Genomic DNA, 16,883 nt, shown 5'->3' on the forward strand with positions numbered 1-16,883 from the left:
TACATTTTTAGCCCCCGGAAGTGTTGCTCTATGGAAAGCTTGGCCGTTCAGGATCTGTCGATTGTCCTGGTAGAACCCTCCAATACTCAGCGTAAGATCATCATTAATGAACTGGTTGAAGAGGGTGTTCATAATATTGAGGGGGTGGGCAGCGCCCGTGAAGCCTATGCCCGTCTGAAAACCTTTCAGCCGGATCTTCTGATTTCCGCCATGTACCTGCCGGATGCCACAGCTGCTGAGCTGGTTGAGTTGCTGCAGCGTGACCCCGTTACTGCCGATATTCCTGTGATGGTGGTTTCCAGCGAGCAGAACTACGACAACCTTGAAGCGGTGCGTCAGTCCAAAGTTCTGGCGCTGCTGCCAAAACCTTTTACCCGTAATGACCTGCATCGCGCCCTGATGGCGACGATCGATTACATCAATCCGGATGAACTGTCGCTGGATCTCTACGATGTTGAAAGCCTGCGCGTACTGATTGTTGATGACAGCCGCATGGCCCGTAAACATCTGGCTCGCGTGATGAACCAGATCGGTATCAATGACATTACCGAAGCGGTGGACGGTCTGGATGCCCGCAATATTATTGAGCATCAGTCCTTTGACCTGATCCTGACGGACTACAACATGCCGAATATGGATGGTCAGGAACTGATCAGTTATATCCGCAACGAGACCGAACTTTCTCACGTGCCTATCCTGATGGTCACGTCCGAAGAGAATGAAACTCGACTGAGTTCCGTTAAACAGGCTGGTGTATCTGCCCTGTGTGACAAGCCTTTTGAGATGACTCAGGTAAAAGGTTTGCTGGCTTCCCTGCTGGATGGCTAAGTCAGTGCTGTGATGTGCGGTGCTGCCGTCTGATCGGTAGCACCTGCTGAAAACATTTACCGGCACATAACAAGGATGTGTCGTAGCCGGAGTGTCGAATGGTGTTCGAATTGAAGCAAAAGCCGACTCAGGCGACTCCAACGGATCGCCGCATGACTTTCACCACGGATGTCCCCGTTCGTGAAGTAATCCATCACAGCCTTCTCAGCTGCTCGTCCGATGCAACACTGCACGATGCCGCCCTGCAGATGAATAAGCACCATGTCAGTTCCATTCTGGTGATGGATGCGGGGCAACCTGTGGGAATCTGGACAGAAGCCGATGCCCGCAAGCTGGACTTTACAGATCTGGCTCTTGGCGAAAAGCTGATCAGTGATTATATGAGCTCTCCGGTTGATACCGTCGACGGGGACGAAAGCCTGAGTGAAATTGCCCTTAAATTCCAACGCCTGCGCCGCCGTCATTTTTTGGTAACAGATCAGAAACATGGCCCGATTGGCGTGGTTTCTCAGACCGATGTGATTCGTTCACAGGGACTGGAACATTACCTCTGTATGCGTAATGTGCGCTCGGCGCTGAATCACGCGCCTCTGGTACTCGATGAGCGCCTGTCACTTGCAGAAGCGGTCAATCGCCTGCGGGAAAGCCAACGGGATGCAGCCGCAGTAAGACGCAGTGGCCCGGATCGTTACAGTATTATCACCGAGCGGGATATCGTCCGCTGGCTGGCATCCGGCGTAACAACCCAATCCCTGAAAGATGTCTGCAACAATGAGCTTTATGCGGTTGATGAAGATACCGGCCTGCTTCAGGCCAGTAATCTGCTCAAGCAGAAGGGATTTCGTCACCTTGGTGTGATCAATCAGCGCGGCGGTCTGATCGGTATTCTCTCCTACGGCGATATTCTGGACAGTGTTGAGTACGAATACGTTAATCGCCTGCAGGAAGCGCTCCAGTCCCGAGATGAAGCTCTGAAAGCATCCACCACCCACCTGCGTTTAGCCCAGCGTGTGATCGAGGCCAGCCTCGACGGCATCATCATTACCGACAAGTACGGCATGATTGAGTCGGTAAACCCCAAGTTTACTCAGGTAACCGGTTACAGCGAAGTCGAAGCGATTGGTCAGAGTACCAAATTGCTCAGTTCCGGCCGCCACTCGGCTGATTTTTATCAGCACCTCTGGGGTGAGCTGCAGAATAACGGTTACTGGCAGGGTGAGATCTGGAACCGTCGCAAAAATGGCGAGGTCTATCCGGAATGGCTGACCATTACCGCTATTTACGATGATGAAGGCGAAATCGCCCAGTTTGCGGCCATTTTCAGCGATATTACCGACCGTAAAAAAGATGAAGAACGTATCCGTCGTCTGGCATTTTTTGATGACCTGACTGGTGTGGCTAACCGACGTTTGTTTCAGGATCGTCTTGAACAGGCGATCGCCAACGCCCAGCGGCATCAGCATCGCTTAGCGGTGCTCTTCCTCGATCTGGATATGTTTAAACGTATCAACGACTCCCTAGGCCATGTGGTCGGCGATGAGGTGCTGAAGGTGGTTGCCGGGCGGCTGGCGCATACCGTGCGGGAAGGGGATTCCGTTGCCCGTTTAGGTGGTGACGAGTTCACCGTAATGGTGCCAGAGATCGAATCCATGGAAGGCCTGGTGGTGCTGGCTCAGCGCATCAACGAGGCGATCAGTGAGCCTATCTCCATCGGCAGCCACGAGCTTTATATCTCCACCAGTATTGGTATCAGTATCTACCCGGACGATGGCATGAGCTCGGAAGATCTGATTAAGAATGCAGATGCTGCCATGTATCGGGTCAAGGCTGATGGGCGGGGCAGCTTTCACCGCTATACCGACTCACTGCACCATGATTCCGTGCGCGAGCTGACCATCGAAACCCGCTTGCGTAAAGCGATTAAAGACAAGCTGTTTCAGGTGAAATATCAGCCTAAGATCGAGCTGCAAACCGGTAAGCTGATCGGCTTTGAAGCTCTGCTGCGCTGGCACGATAAGACCAGTGGTCTGGTGGTCTCTCCGGCAGAATTCATTCCCGTTGCCGAGCGTCTTGGGTTGATCGGTAATCTGGGGGAGTGGGTGCTGGAAGAGGTTTGTACTCACCTGATCAACTGGCATCAGTCGGGGCTTGAGATTGTTCCGGTTGCGGTCAATATCTCCGCCCAGCAGCTGATGAAAGGCGACCTGACCGCCACGGTACGCCGCATCGTTCAGAGTACCGGCGTTAAAGCGCACTGGCTGGAGCTGGAAGTGACCGAGAGCTGCTTTATTCCTGAGCAGGCTGATCGTATTGCTGACATCCTACACGCGCTGCGATTGCAAGGTGTTCGTATCTCTATCGATGATTTCGGTACGGGTTACTCTTCATTGAGCTATCTTCGCCGTTTGCCGCTGGATGCCCTTAAGATCGACCGTACCTTTGTCACTGATGTTGCCCATAACGAGGATGATGCCCGTTTGGCGTCCACCATTATCGCTATGGCTAAAGGCATGGGACTTAAGGTGATCGCAGAAGGTATTGAAAATCAGGATCAGCTCAGCTTCCTGCAGAGCCATGACTGCCACGAGGGGCAGGGCTTTATGTTTGCCAAGGCAGAGTCTGAAAAGCAGGTTCGGGAGTGGCTGGCTACAGGCTGGAATCCTCTCGATATCTGATACCTAGACCCTGATGCCCGAGCCCTGATACCGAGCCTTTACAGCTCAGAGGCTGAGTTGGTTCAAACTAAAAAACCGACGCTATTTTAAATAGCGTCGGTTTTTTGTTTTCTGGCTCTGAGGTGGTTTACCTGAGGCATTAGTTCTCTGTAAACCAGACTTTCATCACATCTGTGATCTGCTTCAGTTGTTCCGTGGTGATGATATACGGAGGCATGGTGTACAGGTAACGACCAAAGGAGCGTAACCACACGCCGCGTTCAGCAGCAAAGTCCTGCACGCCTTTCAGGCTGGCGGCATCTTTTACTTCAATCACAGCGGTTGCCCCCAGAACACGGGTATCCAGCACAGCATCGTGTTTGAAGTTGAGCAGCTCATCACTTAAAAGCTGATTCAGTTCGGCGATCTTACCCAGATAATCGTCACGCTCGAACACTTCAATGCTCTTCAGTGCCACTGCACAGGCCAGTGGATTACCCATAAAGGTCGGGCCGTGCATAAAGGCTTTACCGGCATCATCATCCCAGAAGGCATCAAAAACACGATCCGTTGCGATGGTGGCAGCATGTCCGACATAACCACCGGTCAGACCCTTGCTCAGCACCATAATATCCGGTGTGACTTCTGCATATTCTGCTGCAAAGAGCTTACCGGTGCGGCCAAAACCCGTGGCCACTTCATCAAAGATAAACAGGATTTCAAACTCATCGCAAAGCTTGCGGGCTTCCTGCAGATAGATGGGGCTGTACATATTCAGGCCGCCCGCAGCCTGCAGCAGAGGCTCGACCAGAAAACCTGCAATCTCTTCGTGATGCTGTTCGAATACCTTACGCAGTTCTGCGATATCTGCAGTAACCTCTTCAGCAGTCGCGGTGAAAGAAGCGGTTGGTGCCGGAGCAAAGTGGTGTTTCGGCAGCAAACCGCTGAACAGGCTATGCATGCCTTCTTCCGGATCGCAAACCGACATGCAGCCAGTGGTATCTCCGTGGTAGGCACGCATCAGTGACGCCATCTTGTACTTCTGAGTGCGTCCCTGATTCTGCCAGAACTGCACCGCCATCTTCATGGCGACTTCCATACCCACAGAGCCGCTGTCGCTGAAGAAAACATGGTTCAGACCTTCAGGAGTGATCTCCACCAGCTTATTCGCCAGATCCACTGCCGGACGGTTTTTCAGGCCGCCCAGCATCACGTGGGCCAGCTTGTCCGCCTGATCGTGAATCGCCTGGGTGATATCAGGATGCTTATAGCCATGGATCATGCACCACCAGGAGCAGGTGGCATCCAGCAGCTTCATACCGTTGGTAAACTGAATATAAGGCCCTTCACCGGTTTCCACCTCGTAATTGACCTCGAGATGTTTCATTTGCGCGTAGGGAAACCAGAGACTCGTATCCTGCATAACTCACCTTGTAAACCGAAATATAAAAATCCAGTTTACCAGCAAGGGTTTGTGCAGGAAAGTTTCGGAGGAGTGTTTAAGCGGAGATGCTTAAGAGCCGATGTTTGAGATCAGAGGCCAAAGAGAGTTTGGCAAAGGCAGAAATAACAATGGCCGCTTAGCGGCCATTAAACTGTTGCAGAAAGTCGAGAATCGCCGCATTCACGGCATCAGGCTGTTCCATCGGGCTGATATGAGCCGCGCCTTCGATCAGAGCGTATTCTCCCTGTTCCAGCTGATCCGCCAGAAACTCGCCGTATTTAGGCGGAGTCATCATATCCTGATCGGAGCTGATCACCAGAGCCGGGCAGGCGATCTGGCTAATCTCTTCCAGTCGGTCAAAGCTGTCACAACTGGCAAAGTCGTTGTAAACCGCCTCTGTTTCACTCTGCATCAGGAGTTCAGCAAACTGCTCGATAACCTGTGAGCTGGTTTCTTCCCCCAGCGAATTTCGGGTCATGTGGCGGATAAAGGCAGGGTAGTCCTCACGGATCTGTTGCAGCAGCTCCTGCTGAACCCGAAGTTTGGCACCGGTGTTCACTAAAACCAGACCATCAAGCTGATCCGGATGGCGCATCGCGAACTCAAGACAGACCGCACCGCCCATACTGTGGCCAGCCATAATCAGTTTGCTGGTTTCCAGCTCTTCAGCCAGCTCAGAAAGGGTATCGGCGTAATGAATAATGCTCTGATCACCATCATGGTGAGCGCTCAGGGCGTGGCCGGGGAGGTCAACAGCGATCATATTGGCATGGTCTTTCAGACCTGCCATCTGTCCCTGCCACTGGGCGTGATTCATACCGGCACCGTGCACCATAAGCACGGTGGGCAGATGCTGATTCAGTGGCCACTGGCTGGAGAGATAGCCGAGTTCGTTAAAGTCCTGAGCAAACATAACGCATCCTTGTACCTATCGGGTTTTCATGGGGTTTTTAAAACCCAGCGAAACACCCTGTTCAACAAAGAATTCAGACTAAACATAGCCAACAAATAATACAAATGCACAGTTTTGATGAATATCAAGAAGGGGGATAATTCCGTATAAATATCAGTGGATTGCTGGTGTTCCTGAGGTCTTTTCTGCTACATATCTGCTGCGAAGTGCCTGCAATGACTCCCTTTATCTCTTTTGAGGGGACTTAACAGCTTCCGGGATACTGCCAGTCAGGCAAGGATTTGGGCTTTTACAGCGTTATCGTTATAATAGCTGAGTAAATTAGTTGGTTTTGCAGTTGGTTTCATAACTGGTCTTGAGACTGGTTTCGTGGATTGTTTAGGAGAGCGATATGCCCGCAATTAAGATTTTGGTAGGAACTGTGTACGGTGGTGCCCGTGATGTGGCGGACCATATCCAGCCGATGCTGGAAGCGAAAGGTTTCACTGTTGAGGTTTCTGAAGAGCCAAGCATTGCGGATCTGGAAAACAAAGAGCTGGATGCGATCCTGATCTCCTGTTCCACCACAGGTGCCGGTGATTTTCCGCCGAACTTCGATAAGTTCTACCACACACTGCACGAGCAGGGTGCGGCACTATCTCACCTGAAATACGGCATCATCTCCCTGGGTGACAGCTCCTACGATGAAACCTTCTGCGATGCCGGTAAGAAGATGGATGCGGTACTGGCTGAGTACGGTGGTCAGCGTGTTGGTCGTCCGCTGGAAGTGGATGCGGCAGAGCATTTTGATGCCACAGAGCCAGCCGGTGACTGGATTGGCCGCTGGGCAGATCAGCTGCTGCAGGCTGAGATCGCCTGATACGGATAAACTAAATCTGAAAAAGCCCCGGCAGATCGATGTGCGAAGTGATCTGTCGGGGCTTTTTTTGTGCTTTGCTGTTCTCTTTAAACTAACGGTTTAACTTAGCCTTAGCGCTTAACTTAACCTTAATGTTTAGCTCAACCCTGATTTTTAGCTCAACCATAATGAGTAATCAGCCACCAGCCAATGCCAGATAGCAACGCCACCACGATCAGAAAGCGCAGCGCGGGCAGTTCAGAGTGACGAATCGAATCGCTAATCGATTCCGGCACCTTTTTAACACCGGTAATCATCGCCTGAATCAGACGTTCCCGCTTAAAGGTATCGTGAAACAACACCGCTGCCAGATGCAGAATCACCAAAGCGATCAAAAAGTCCGGTAGCATCAGGTGAATGTCGGTCAGCCAGTACACCAGATCTTCGCTGATGTAGGCCACTAAGGGGCCATCGATAAAGATATCATCAGTTGTACCCAGGCCGCTGATGCCCTGAGCCAGCAGGATCAGAATCAGAGCAACCACCATCCAGCCGCCAACCGGATTATGGCCGACATGGTGGGAATCACTGCGCACCGAGATTACATCCGGTACCGATTTCAGCGCTTTAATCGGTGAGCGGACAAAGTTGATAAAGCGGGCGTGATGGCTGCCAATAAAGCCCCAGATGATGCGGTAGATAATCAGCCCCAGCACGGTGTAGCCTGCCAGCACATGGTTTTCCATCTCGACACCTTCGGTACCGCTCCACCAGAGAAAACCGATCAGCGCCACCAACGCCCAGTGGAAGATACGGATACTGATATCCCAGACTTTAACTTTCTGTACCGGCGTGTCGCTTGGCGATGACATGCTAACTCCTTTTTCTGATCAGAATCTTGTGAACTTAAATAAGGTCTTAAACGGGATAATGGCTCTAATGATTTTGACTTCAGTGATCTTGGTTGTACTGGCCTTGCGCTTTTTTCAGAGCATCCAGCAGGGCATCTTTGGTAAGAATCTCACTTAGCAGAATACCCTCCGGTGCGCCCGGGCCGTAGACCGCATTAAAGGGAATCCCAAAGCGCTGATGCCGGTTGAGAAAATCACTGATGGTGGCATCCGGTCGTGTCCAGTCACCCTGCATCGGCAGCACACCCTCGGCGGATAACGCCTGCTGAATCTCCGGCGTGTTGATCACAGCAACCTTATTAGCCACACAGGTGACACACCAGCGGGCGGTGATATCGACAAACACCACCTTGTTTTCCGCAACGTATTGCGGGATGCGATCCGGCTCAAAGGCGACCCAGTTAAGCTGGTCTTCACTGTCGGCATTGGCGGCCAGAGCGAAATCACGGCTTTCAGCCTGGGGGAAAAACGGAATCAGCGCCAAAGCCAGCACCGGCAACAGCCAGATCAGGCGATGACGTTTTACCAGCAGCCACCAGAGCAGGCCAAGGCTTGCCACGGCGATCACACCTGTCATCACCACCAGATCCGACAACACCCAGAACAGCCAGCCAGCGGTCAGCAGCAGGCCGATGCCGAGAACCCGTTTCAGGGTCAGCATCCAGCGGCCGGGCTTGGGTAGCTTGTAGACCCATTCCGGTTTCAGCGTCATCAGCAGGTAAGGCAGGGCAAGCCCAACACCCAGCGCAAAGAAGATCAGCAGCAGGGTGACGTTATCCTGTGAGAAGGCAAAGCCGATGGCGGTACCCAGAAAAGGCGCAGAGCAGGGTGTCGCCAGCAAGGTTGCCAAAGCGCCCTGACCGAAAGAGCTGGTCAGCGAATGGCTGTTGGATTCAGAGCTGTTCTGACCATTACCCAGGGTTGAGAAGAGTGCAGGCAGACGGAACTCAAACAGCCCCCAAAGGTTTCCGGCAAAGATCACCACGATAAGCGCAAGAGCTGCAATAAAGAGCGGCTGCTGGAACTGAATACCCCAACCAATCGCCTGACCACTGGCTTTAAGGGCGATCAGAATACCCGCTAACAGCAGGAAGGAGCTGATAATACCCGCCGCTGTCGCAATAAAACTGCTGCGAACCTGAGTGCGGCTCAGCTCGCTGTGTTTAATCAGATGCAGCACCTTAATGGAGAGTACCGGCAGCACACAGGGCATCAGATTCAGAATCAGACCACCCGTCAGAGCCATCAGCAGCATCAGCCATAAAGAGGGAGCTGAACCTGTCTCACCCAGAGCCGCACTACCTTTATAACCGCTAACGGGCGTGCCCTGTAAACGGGTCAGGGCTGCATCGGTCTGTTGCCAGTTAAGGGGCAGTTCAAAGTCACCCTGAGAAGTGCGTATCACGAGATTCGCAGCTTCTTCCGGGCTTGGCAGACGCTTACGCTGAATCGGGAATTGCGCTCGCCAGAGCTGATCGCTGTTCTGGATTGAAGTGCTTTCGAGTGCCGTAGGTGCGGCGATAATCGGTGCATCCAGTTCCGGCTCAGGGGAGAGTTCCGGGAACAGATCCAGCAGCTGCATCTTGGCAGGCAGCTGCAGTTGAATCTCCAGCAGCTTCTGTTGGCTGTCCAGCTGGATAGACGCTGGCTTCAGACCTGCCTGTTCAGCGCTGCGGGGAATACGGCTGGCAAACTGGTTGATCATAAAGGCCGCATCGGCATCAAGCACACCGGAGGCCGCCTGATTCAGATCCGGCAGATCAGCGGCGGGTATCTCAGGTTTAAAACTGACCGGAATACACAGCTCACGGCAGATCAGAATTCGGGCATCAAGGGCGAGATTGCTGTTATCGGCTGTCGGCTTGAGAGTGATATCCAGCGGGAAGATGATTTTCTTTTCGTAGCCGTAAAGCTGCAGCCCCTGAAAATCCAGCCGTAGCGGTGCAGGGTAGTGCAGTTGAATTGAATCGATATTGTCGGACGTTGCTTTTACAACCGGTGGAATCCCTGCAGCACCCGGGGTGCGCCAGTAGGTTTTCCAACCCTCATCCATCTGAATCTCAAGACCCGCTTTCAGGGTACGCTGATCACCTTGCTGTTCGATAGCGGCAACCAGTAAACGCGCTTTCGCCTGAGGGGTTTCTGCCCAGTCGCTTTGGGCAGCCCAAGCTGATGTACTGCTGAAGATAGCGATAAACAGCAGTAAAACGCTTAATGCCGCAACAGCAAGGGAACGCACTGAAGCAGCAGGGAATAAAGGTGAGCGAAAAGCGGTGGTTGCGACAGGTGTCGGGATCAAAAAGCGGTTCAAAGCAATATCCTGTGCAGAGGGCCGTTGGTCTGTTTGTTCAGTTGTCAGACGATCAATTCAGTCGTTGTTCTGACGATTTAATCGTAATGGCAATAACTCAAGAAGTCGGCAAGCATAACAAAGCTGACGCTGCTGAGACATCATCTGAAAGGTCTGGTTCAGGTATTCATCAGGCGGTGTTCAGGCTTTATTGATCATATTCGGGTCTTATGATCAATAAAGCCCGGTTTAACCGGGCTTTATGGGGATCAGATCACCAGCAATAAGTGCGATCTGAAATAGCGCATGCGTCATCGCGCTTATTTGTCATGGCTTACTCGTCATCACACTTCTGCTTAAACGCACGGTGACCTTTTTTGCTTTGCTTGCCGATTTCGCCCATCAGTTCTTCAACTTTGTCGGCATCTTTAGCTTGCTCGGCAGCTTCCAGCTGAGTCAGCAGATCTTCCAGCTGGCCCATGCCTTTTTTGTAGTTGCCCTGCATTTTGGCCTGCTCATTCTGAGGTTTGCCCTGCGCTTTAAACGGCATCTCTTCTTTGGCGCTGATGGTCAGCTCCAGTAGCGCAGCACGGTTTTCAGACATCGCCGCCCAGTCTTCAGATTTAGCGGCTTTCTTGTAGGCTTTCAGATGATCTTTCATCTCTTTCATCTGCTCAGCCAATTCGGTTTTACCGCACTGACCCGCTTCCTTGCCTTTACCTTTTCCGTGGTTGTCGGCCATTGCATCAGTGGCACCCAGAAACAGGGCAGAAACCATGGATACAGCGATCAGAGATTTTTTCAGTCCCATTGCACTCATTTGCATTTTCTCCAGCTAATCAAGCATCTAATGTCTATGAATAAGTATGTTCTTATATAATCATAGGCGAGTCTGTTTAGTCCAGATCACCAAGGTAAAGTTTCATAAAGTTGGGCAAGCATAGAGAGGGAAAATTAATCAAAGCTTAAAGCGGGCTTTAAATCAGGTCGGATAGGGCTTTGTGTCCAAAATACATATTCAAATTCTGCAGCGTAAACGGTAACTTAATAGGCAAAAGTCTCCCTCTGAGATTTGAATCAAATCTTTCGAATTGAGCATAAGAAGCGAATACATAAGAACAGCATAAAAGAACACTGCGACCGTGCCGGTTGCTAAGGATAGAAAACGTGCGTACCAAGATGATGAAAACTCAGGTGTTGTTGCTGACTGTTGCTGCCGCTTTAGCAACCGGTTGTACCTGGGTTAAGCCGGTAGAAGGCAGTGATCAGGTTGAACTGCTGACCGTTAAAGAGGTTGCCGCTTGTAAGAAGCTGGGGCACACCACCTCCCATGTGAAAAACGAAGTCGCTGGTCTGACCCGTAATCAGGAAACTGTCAGTCAGGAACTGATCACACTGGGTAAAAATCAGGCGGTAGAGATGGGCGGCGACACCATCGTACAGTCTCAGCCACTGCGTGATGGCAAGGTGGTTTTTGATATCTACAAGTGTAATCAGTAGTTCTGCTTCTCTCTGAAAAGGCCGCATTGAGCGGCCTTTTTACTTTCTGTGTCTCCGTTCTCGTTTTTTTACTTTTCCCATGCTGCAGGCGGTCAATTGTCAGGGCTGGGCTATATTCAAAGAAACCGCTTTTAAAGATTACAGCGAACGATGACAGACAAGAGGAAGCGTCTATGTATCTGGTCAGACTGATTTATGCCAGTAAAGCCACAGACCGAGTGACTCAGGAGGATATTCAGCAGATTGTGGCATCCGCAAAAGCCAATAACAGCCGCTCAGAGTTAAGTGGGCTGCTGTGTTTTAACCGCAAATTCTTCCTGCAGGTGCTGGAGGGTTCCCGTTCTGCGGTGAATGCCACCTACCGGCATATTATGAAAGACCCCCGCCATACCGATGTGATGTTGATCTCCTACGATGAGATTTCAAAACGGGAGTTCGAGCAGTGGCACATGGGGTATGTGCCGGAAGCCGGTATTAACAGCGAGATTAGCCTGCGCTATTCCGGCCACAGAGACTTCGACCCCTTTGAGATGAAGGGTGAAAGCTGCCTCGGCATGATGCTGGAACTAAGGAAGACCGTTCCCGTGGTGTGATTGTGGAGCGGAAATAGATAAGCCCTGAAGCCATCGGTTTCAGGGCTTTTTATTTAGAAAGTCGTGATCTTTTAGTTGTAACAGCCATGTATACGCTTAGAATGTTCGCGTGAAACAATGAATCACCAAACTATATCAAAAGTATATTACGAATCAGTGAAACTGCAGGTCCGTAGATCTGAATTCTATGAGTCGATTAAGGATTTTTTTCTGTAATGGAAGCCGAAGTTTTAAATGAAGATAGAGCAGAGCTCCATCTGGAACATAGTAAACTGCAATATTCTAAGAAAGCTGTTCAAAAAGCTGGTGAAAAATTAATTATCGATGATTTGGCAAAAGACAATCCTGAAGAATATAAAAAAAGTATGGAAATTCTGTCAAATTGGCGATCCAGCCACGTCAACTCTCTCAAACATATGTTGAATGTTCTTCAGATAGCATGTGAAAAAATTGATAGAAGGCATATCGTTGTTGCTAGGTTGAAGCGAACGCCTTCAATTATCAGCAAGCTGAAAAGATTTGAGAAGATGAAGCTTAGAAATATGCAAGATATTGCAGGCTGCAGGGCAATTCTGTCATCTACTAAAAATGTATATAGGCTTCGGAAGGAACTGAATAAAAATAGGGATTTTAAGGTAACAGATTATATTGAAAACCCTAAGCCCGATGGCTATAGGGGAATTCATTTGATCGGGAAGTGTTTGGATGAAGAAAATGGTATTGATTACCCAGTTGAGATCCAAATCCGTAGCAAAGTTCAACATGCCTGGGCTACCGCTGTAGAAATTGTTGATCTCTTTACTAATCAAAGTTTGAAAAGTAATGATGGCAAGCAAGATTGGCTAGATTTCTTTAAAGCTGTCAGTAACGAGTTTAGCAAAATCGAAGGCGATGAGATTGATAGCTCATACGAGAGCCTGCATAAATCCGTAAAACTAATCAGAAAGCTAAATGTTTACAAAAAATTTGATGCTTTCTCTGGGTCTCTAAAATCAATTGAAGAGCGTGCAGAGTCTAATGGCGAAGGTTACAACTTAATCAAAGTAGATTTTAAAGATCAGCGGGTGCAATTGTGGAGCTATGAAGAACATATGTTTTCGCATGCTGCAGATCTATACCTGACGTTAGAGAAAGAGGCCGCTAAGACATCTGAATTTGTTGTTGCCCTTGTTTCTTCTAGTTCAGTTAAGAACCTGAAAGAGGCGTATCCTAATTATTTTGCAGACTCAAAAGTATTTATTGAGAACCTCAAGTTAATCGAATCTGAATATGCTGCTGCAAAGAAACCGCATTGGTTTTTGAGGTGGCTGAATGCTGCGGGATTATCGGAACGTTTTTAGTCCGTTTGGGAATCTCGCAGGTCGGCTATAAGCTTTCCTGCGAGTTCAACTCTGTATCAATCTGCTACAAAGTGCTTACCCAACAACGCGTAGTAGAAGTTATTGTCGTTCAGCACCCCCGCAAACTGGCCATCTTCCTGTAGCAGCACCGGCAGGCGGCTGCTGTATCTCAGGTTGATGGCGTCCCGCATGCTGATATCCGGTGTGGCGACGGCAAACTTACCTTTCTCGCCATCCCCTTGCTGCCAGTCTTCAATCGGCAGTACCTGATCACCCTTACCGGCTTCTTTGATTTTGCCGTTATCCAGCGTTACCCAGTATTCGTGGCTGCGGTCGATAATGATGCGGTTGCTGCTATCTTCCGACAGTAGCTCTTTACCCGTCATCAGAGTACGGCCACCCAGCACATTCAGTGGGTTGGTGTGAGCAACAAAATCCTCAACGTAGGAGGTTTTCGGATTCAGTACGATATCTTCCGGCTTGTCATGCTGGATGATTTTGGCAGATTCCATAATGGCGATATGGCTGCCGATCTTGAGGGCTTCATCCAGATCGTGACTGACAAACAGGATGGTTTTCTTCATCTTGCGCTGCAGTTCGATCAGTTCATCCTGCAGCTGGGCGCGGATCAGCGGATCAAGGGCAGAGAAGGGCTCGTCCATCAGCAGGATATCGGTATCCATGGCAAAGGCGCGGGCAAGCCCCACACGCTGCTGCATACCACCGGACAGTTCATGGGGTTTGGAATGCGCCCATTCCGCCAGTCCCACCATCTCCAGTTTTTCCATGGCACTTTGCTGGCGCGCTTTCTTGCTGATGCCTTTCATCTCAAGGCCGAAAGCGACATTTTCCAGCACCGTCAGCCAGGGCATCAGGGCAAATTTCTGAAATACCATGGAGATACGGTTGGTGCGCAGGTGGCGCATGGTGTTTTCGTCACAGGTTACCAGATCCACGATCTCATCACCGTCACGCACTTTAAGGCTGCCCCGAGAAATCGGGTTCAGGCCGTTCAGGGTACGTAACAGGCTGGATTTACCGGAGCCGGAAAGCCCCATCAATACGCAGATCTCACCCTGTTTTACGCTGATATTGGCGTTGTGTACGCCCACTACAGAACCTGTCTGGTCGATAATCTCCTGACGGCTCAGTCCCTGATCCAGCAGGGCCAGTGCCTGTTCCGGCTGATCCCCGAAAACCACATCCAGATTTTCGATCTCAATCATGTTTTGTTCAGTACTCATGATGGTCACCTTCAGTTGTTGGCGTGGTTGGGGTTAGTGGTCGCGGTTCGGCTGTTTGCACAGACGATCCAGCATGATAGCCACCAGAACGATCGCCAGACCCGCTTCAAAACCCTGAGAGATGTTCACGGTGTTCAGGGCGCGAACCACAGGTTTGCCCAGACCATCAGCACCCACAAGGGCGGCGATAACCACCATAGACAGCGACAACATAATGCACTGAGTTACACCCGCCATAATGTTCGGCATGGCCGCAGGCAGTTCCACTTTAAACAGGAGTTTCCAGCGGGTTGCCCCAAAGGCTTTACCGGCTTCCAGCAGCTCTTCCGGCACGCTGCTGATACCCAGAGCGGTGAGACGAATCGGTGCGGCAATGGCAAAGATAATGGTAGAGATCAGACCCGGAACAACCCCCAGACCAAACAGGATCAGGGTCGGGATCAGGTAAACAAAGGTCGGGATGGTTTGCATCAGATCCAGCACAGGGCGGATCGCTATGTGGAATTTCGGATAGTGCGCTGCCAGAATGCCCAGCGGAATGCCAAACAGCACGCACATAAAGGTCGCCATCAGCACCAGTACCAGCGTCTCTATCATCTCGGTCCAGTAACCGAGGTTGCTGATCAGCAGCAGGGACGCGACCACAAAGATCACAAGACCAATCGAGCGCTGCAGCCACCAGCCAAGTGCGGCGGTCAGGGCGATCAACAGCATGGCAGGAGCCATCAGCAAGAGGTCGGTGACACCCAGAATCAGCCATTCCAGTGAGAAGGCGATGGCGTCAAAAAATCCGGCGGCGTTTCCGATCAGCCAGTCAACAAAGGCCTCCATCCATTGGCCCAGTGGTAGTTTATGTTCTGTTATCCAGTTCATATCGGGTTACCCGAGTTTGATAGGCGACAAGGTCGCAAAATATAGACAATACAAAAGAGCCAAAAAGCGCCGTAAATGACGACGGCTAGATGACGCAGTGGAATCCTTTCGGCTCTGAAAAGACAGGTCAGCGTGTTTGCTGAACTGCCAAAAGCGAATCTGAACTGAGCCAGCCACTTAATTTCAGCGACTTAGTTTTAGCGGCTCAGTTTTAGCGCCCCCCGATTTGAAAGGTTGGCGAGTTAAAAGGCTGGCAGCTTGAGTTGCCGACAACTCTCACTTTTCAGCCATCACTTTCAGCCATTACCTCTAACACCGGGGGAGCAAGCCGAACCCTTGCGGTTCGGCTATTACCATCAGCCCCGTTTTGGGGTGGATGGTTTGCCCTGAATTAGAGGTTCAGGTGCTTTTTAACGGCTGGCAGACCCGGTTTGCCGTCCAGAGTTTTTACGCCCTGCAGCCAGTTGTTCAGTACTTCCGGGTTGTTACGCAGCCATTCCGTTGCAGCCTGCTGAGGCTTCTTACCATCGTTCAGGATTGCGCCCATGATCTGGTTCTCCATAGTCAGAGAGAACTCAAGATTGGTCAGCAGTTTGCCCATGTTCGGGCACTGGGTGCTGTAGTCCTTGCGGGTGTTGGTGTGAACGGTTGCGCCACCGAAGTTAGGGCCGAACCAGTCATCACCGCCATCCAGATATTCGATATCGAAGTTGCTGTTCATCGGGTGTGGTTCCCAACCCAGGAAAACAACCCACTTGTTACGACGCTCTGCACGTTGTACTTCAGACAGCATGCCCGCTTCGGAGGACTCAACCAGCTTGAAGCCTTTCAGGTCGAAAGCGTCTTTGTCGATCATCTCCTGAATCAGACGGTTACCGTCATTACCCGGTTCGATGCCGTAGATGCGGTTGCGGAACTTGCTCTTGAACTTGGCGATATCTGCGAAAGTACGCACGCCGCCATCAAAAGCTGCCTTGTTAACCGCCAGAGTGTATTTCGCGCCGGTCAGGTTGGTTTTAACGGTTTCAACGGTGCCCGCTTCACGGTATTTGGCGATATCGCCTTCCATGGTTGGCATCCAGTTACCCAGGAATACATCCAGCTCACCGGAAGCCAGAGAGGTGTAGGTTACCGGCACAGACAGCAGCTGAGTCTTAGGGGTGTAACCCAGACCTTTAACCACTTCAGAGGTTACGGCAGTGGTCGCTGTGATATCGGTCCAGCCAACATCGGAGAAACGAACGGTGGAGCAATCATTAGCCGCGTGAGCGCTTAGGGAAAAGGCACTGGCAGAAAGGGTTGCGGTGATCGCCGCGAGCGTTTTTGCGAGTGTCTTCGGGGTAAATGCTTTTTGCGTTTTCATCATCTTTCCTTCTCGTCTATCTGTTTTTTATTAGGTTATTCGTTAACTGGTTTTGAACTGGGCAGGTGTCGTCGCACCCACTCAGTTCATAC

The 16,883-nt window shown here is 50.9% G+C and carries 14 protein-coding genes; 6 read left to right on the forward strand and 8 right to left on the reverse strand.

From position 1 onward, the window contains the following. Positions 1–30: 30 nt before the first annotated feature. Positions 31–828 carry a response regulator gene (locus BV405_RS00495; RefSeq protein WP_086478898.1) on the forward strand — a complete coding sequence of 266 codons (798 nt, stop codon included), beginning with the start codon at positions 31–33 and terminating at the stop codon, positions 826–828. A gap of 98 nt (positions 829–926) precedes the next feature. Next, complete coding sequence (locus BV405_RS00500) at positions 927–3,503, forward strand: EAL domain-containing protein (protein WP_086478899.1); 2,577 nt, start codon at positions 927–929, stop codon at positions 3,501–3,503. A gap of 139 nt (positions 3,504–3,642) precedes the next feature. On the opposite strand, the gene bioA is transcribed toward BV405_RS00500, so the two are convergent. Next, entirely contained in the window at positions 3,643–4,905 is a 1,263-nt protein-coding gene (gene bioA, locus BV405_RS00505; protein ID WP_086478900.1) for an adenosylmethionine--8-amino-7-oxononanoate transaminase, read from the reverse strand. Between the two features lie 157 nt (positions 4,906–5,062). Beyond that, the gene (locus tag BV405_RS00510; RefSeq protein ID WP_086478901.1) at positions 5,063–5,839 is read right to left on the reverse strand and encodes an alpha/beta fold hydrolase; all 777 of its coding nucleotides are present in this window, start codon (positions 5,837–5,839) and stop codon (positions 5,063–5,065) included. Between the two features lie 391 nt (positions 5,840–6,230). On the opposite strand from BV405_RS00510, the gene BV405_RS00515 reads away from it, so the two are divergent. Next, positions 6,231–6,698 carry a flavodoxin domain-containing protein gene (locus tag BV405_RS00515; protein WP_086478902.1) on the forward strand — a complete coding sequence of 156 codons (468 nt, stop codon included), beginning with the start codon at positions 6,231–6,233 and terminating at the stop codon, positions 6,696–6,698. Between the two features lie 158 nt (positions 6,699–6,856). Here BV405_RS00515 and BV405_RS00520 read toward each other — a convergent pair whose 3' ends face one another. From BV405_RS00520 to BV405_RS00530, 3 genes are all read right to left on the reverse strand, one after another. Continuing rightward, positions 6,857–7,549, reverse strand: a complete 693-nt coding sequence (locus BV405_RS00520) for a cytochrome b/b6 domain-containing protein (protein ID WP_086478903.1) — start codon at positions 7,547–7,549, stop codon at positions 6,857–6,859. Between the two features lie 79 nt (positions 7,550–7,628). Further along, complete coding sequence (locus BV405_RS00525) at positions 7,629–9,899, reverse strand: protein-disulfide reductase DsbD family protein (protein ID WP_086478904.1); 2,271 nt, start codon at positions 9,897–9,899, stop codon at positions 7,629–7,631. A gap of 313 nt (positions 9,900–10,212) precedes the next feature. Continuing rightward, positions 10,213–10,698 carry a cytochrome b562 gene (locus BV405_RS00530; protein ID WP_176329989.1) on the reverse strand — a complete coding sequence of 162 codons (486 nt, stop codon included), beginning with the start codon at positions 10,696–10,698 and terminating at the stop codon, positions 10,213–10,215. A gap of 347 nt (positions 10,699–11,045) precedes the next feature. Between BV405_RS00530 and BV405_RS00535 the strand changes: the two genes are divergently transcribed. The 3 genes from BV405_RS00535 (at position 11,046) to BV405_RS00545 (ending at position 13,311) form a co-directional block, all read left to right on the forward strand. Beyond that, entirely contained in the window at positions 11,046–11,378 is a 333-nt protein-coding gene (locus tag BV405_RS00535) for a DUF4156 domain-containing protein (protein ID WP_086478906.1), read from the forward strand. A gap of 173 nt (positions 11,379–11,551) precedes the next feature. Beyond that, positions 11,552–11,971 (forward strand): BLUF domain-containing protein, encoded by a 420-nt coding sequence (locus BV405_RS00540; protein WP_086478907.1) that lies wholly within the window; start codon positions 11,552–11,554, stop codon positions 11,969–11,971. A gap of 215 nt (positions 11,972–12,186) precedes the next feature. Beyond that, positions 12,187–13,311: a RelA/SpoT domain-containing protein gene (locus BV405_RS00545; protein WP_086478908.1), complete on the forward strand. Its 1,125-nt coding sequence runs from the start codon at positions 12,187–12,189 to the stop codon at positions 13,309–13,311. Positions 13,312–13,367: 56 nt separating this feature from the next. On the opposite strand, the gene choV is transcribed toward BV405_RS00545, so the two are convergent. The 3 genes from choV to BV405_RS00560 form a co-directional block, all read right to left on the reverse strand. Then, the gene (gene choV / locus BV405_RS00550) at positions 13,368–14,555 is read right to left on the reverse strand and encodes a choline ABC transporter ATP-binding protein (RefSeq protein ID WP_176329990.1); all 1,188 of its coding nucleotides are present in this window, start codon (positions 14,553–14,555) and stop codon (positions 13,368–13,370) included. 33 nt (positions 14,556–14,588) lie between these two features. Continuing rightward, positions 14,589–15,428: a choline ABC transporter permease subunit gene (gene choW / locus BV405_RS00555; RefSeq protein WP_086478909.1), complete on the reverse strand. Its 840-nt coding sequence runs from the start codon at positions 15,426–15,428 to the stop codon at positions 14,589–14,591. A gap of 391 nt (positions 15,429–15,819) precedes the next feature. Further along, positions 15,820–16,791 carry a choline ABC transporter substrate-binding protein gene (locus tag BV405_RS00560; protein ID WP_086478910.1) on the reverse strand — a complete coding sequence of 324 codons (972 nt, stop codon included), beginning with the start codon at positions 16,789–16,791 and terminating at the stop codon, positions 15,820–15,822. Positions 16,792–16,883: the final 92 nt, after the last annotated feature.

Source organism: Oceanospirillum sanctuarii, from assembly GCF_002150805.1.
In the GTDB taxonomy this organism is placed as follows: domain Bacteria; phylum Pseudomonadota; class Gammaproteobacteria; order Pseudomonadales; family Halomonadaceae; genus Oceanospirillum; species Oceanospirillum sanctuarii.

Coding starts and splice junctions, on each gene's coding strand:
- choW (WP_086478909.1), bottom strand. CDS start 15,428: ATGAACTGGATAACAGAACATAAACTACCACTGGGCCAATGGATGGAG.
- BV405_RS00500 (WP_086478899.1), top strand. CDS start 927: ATGGTGTTCGAATTGAAGCAAAAGCCGACTCAGGCGACTCCAACGGAT.
- BV405_RS00545 (WP_086478908.1), top strand. CDS start 12,187: ATGGAAGCCGAAGTTTTAAATGAAGATAGAGCAGAGCTCCATCTGGAA.
- choV (WP_176329990.1), bottom strand. CDS start 14,555: ATGAGTACTGAACAAAACATGATTGAGATCGAAAATCTGGATGTGGTT.
- bioA (WP_086478900.1), bottom strand. CDS start 4,905: ATGCAGGATACGAGTCTCTGGTTTCCCTACGCGCAAATGAAACATCTC.
- BV405_RS00510 (WP_086478901.1), bottom strand. CDS start 5,839: ATGTTTGCTCAGGACTTTAACGAACTCGGCTATCTCTCCAGCCAGTGG.
- BV405_RS00530 (WP_176329989.1), bottom strand. CDS start 10,698: ATGAGTGCAATGGGACTGAAAAAATCTCTGATCGCTGTATCCATGGTT.
- BV405_RS00515 (WP_086478902.1), top strand. CDS start 6,231: ATGCCCGCAATTAAGATTTTGGTAGGAACTGTGTACGGTGGTGCCCGT.
- BV405_RS00495 (WP_086478898.1), top strand. CDS start 31: ATGGAAAGCTTGGCCGTTCAGGATCTGTCGATTGTCCTGGTAGAACCC.
- BV405_RS00560 (WP_086478910.1), bottom strand. CDS start 16,791: ATGAAAACGCAAAAAGCATTTACCCCGAAGACACTCGCAAAAACGCTC.
- BV405_RS00520 (WP_086478903.1), bottom strand. CDS start 7,549: ATGTCATCGCCAAGCGACACGCCGGTACAGAAAGTTAAAGTCTGGGAT.
- BV405_RS00540 (WP_086478907.1), top strand. CDS start 11,552: ATGTATCTGGTCAGACTGATTTATGCCAGTAAAGCCACAGACCGAGTG.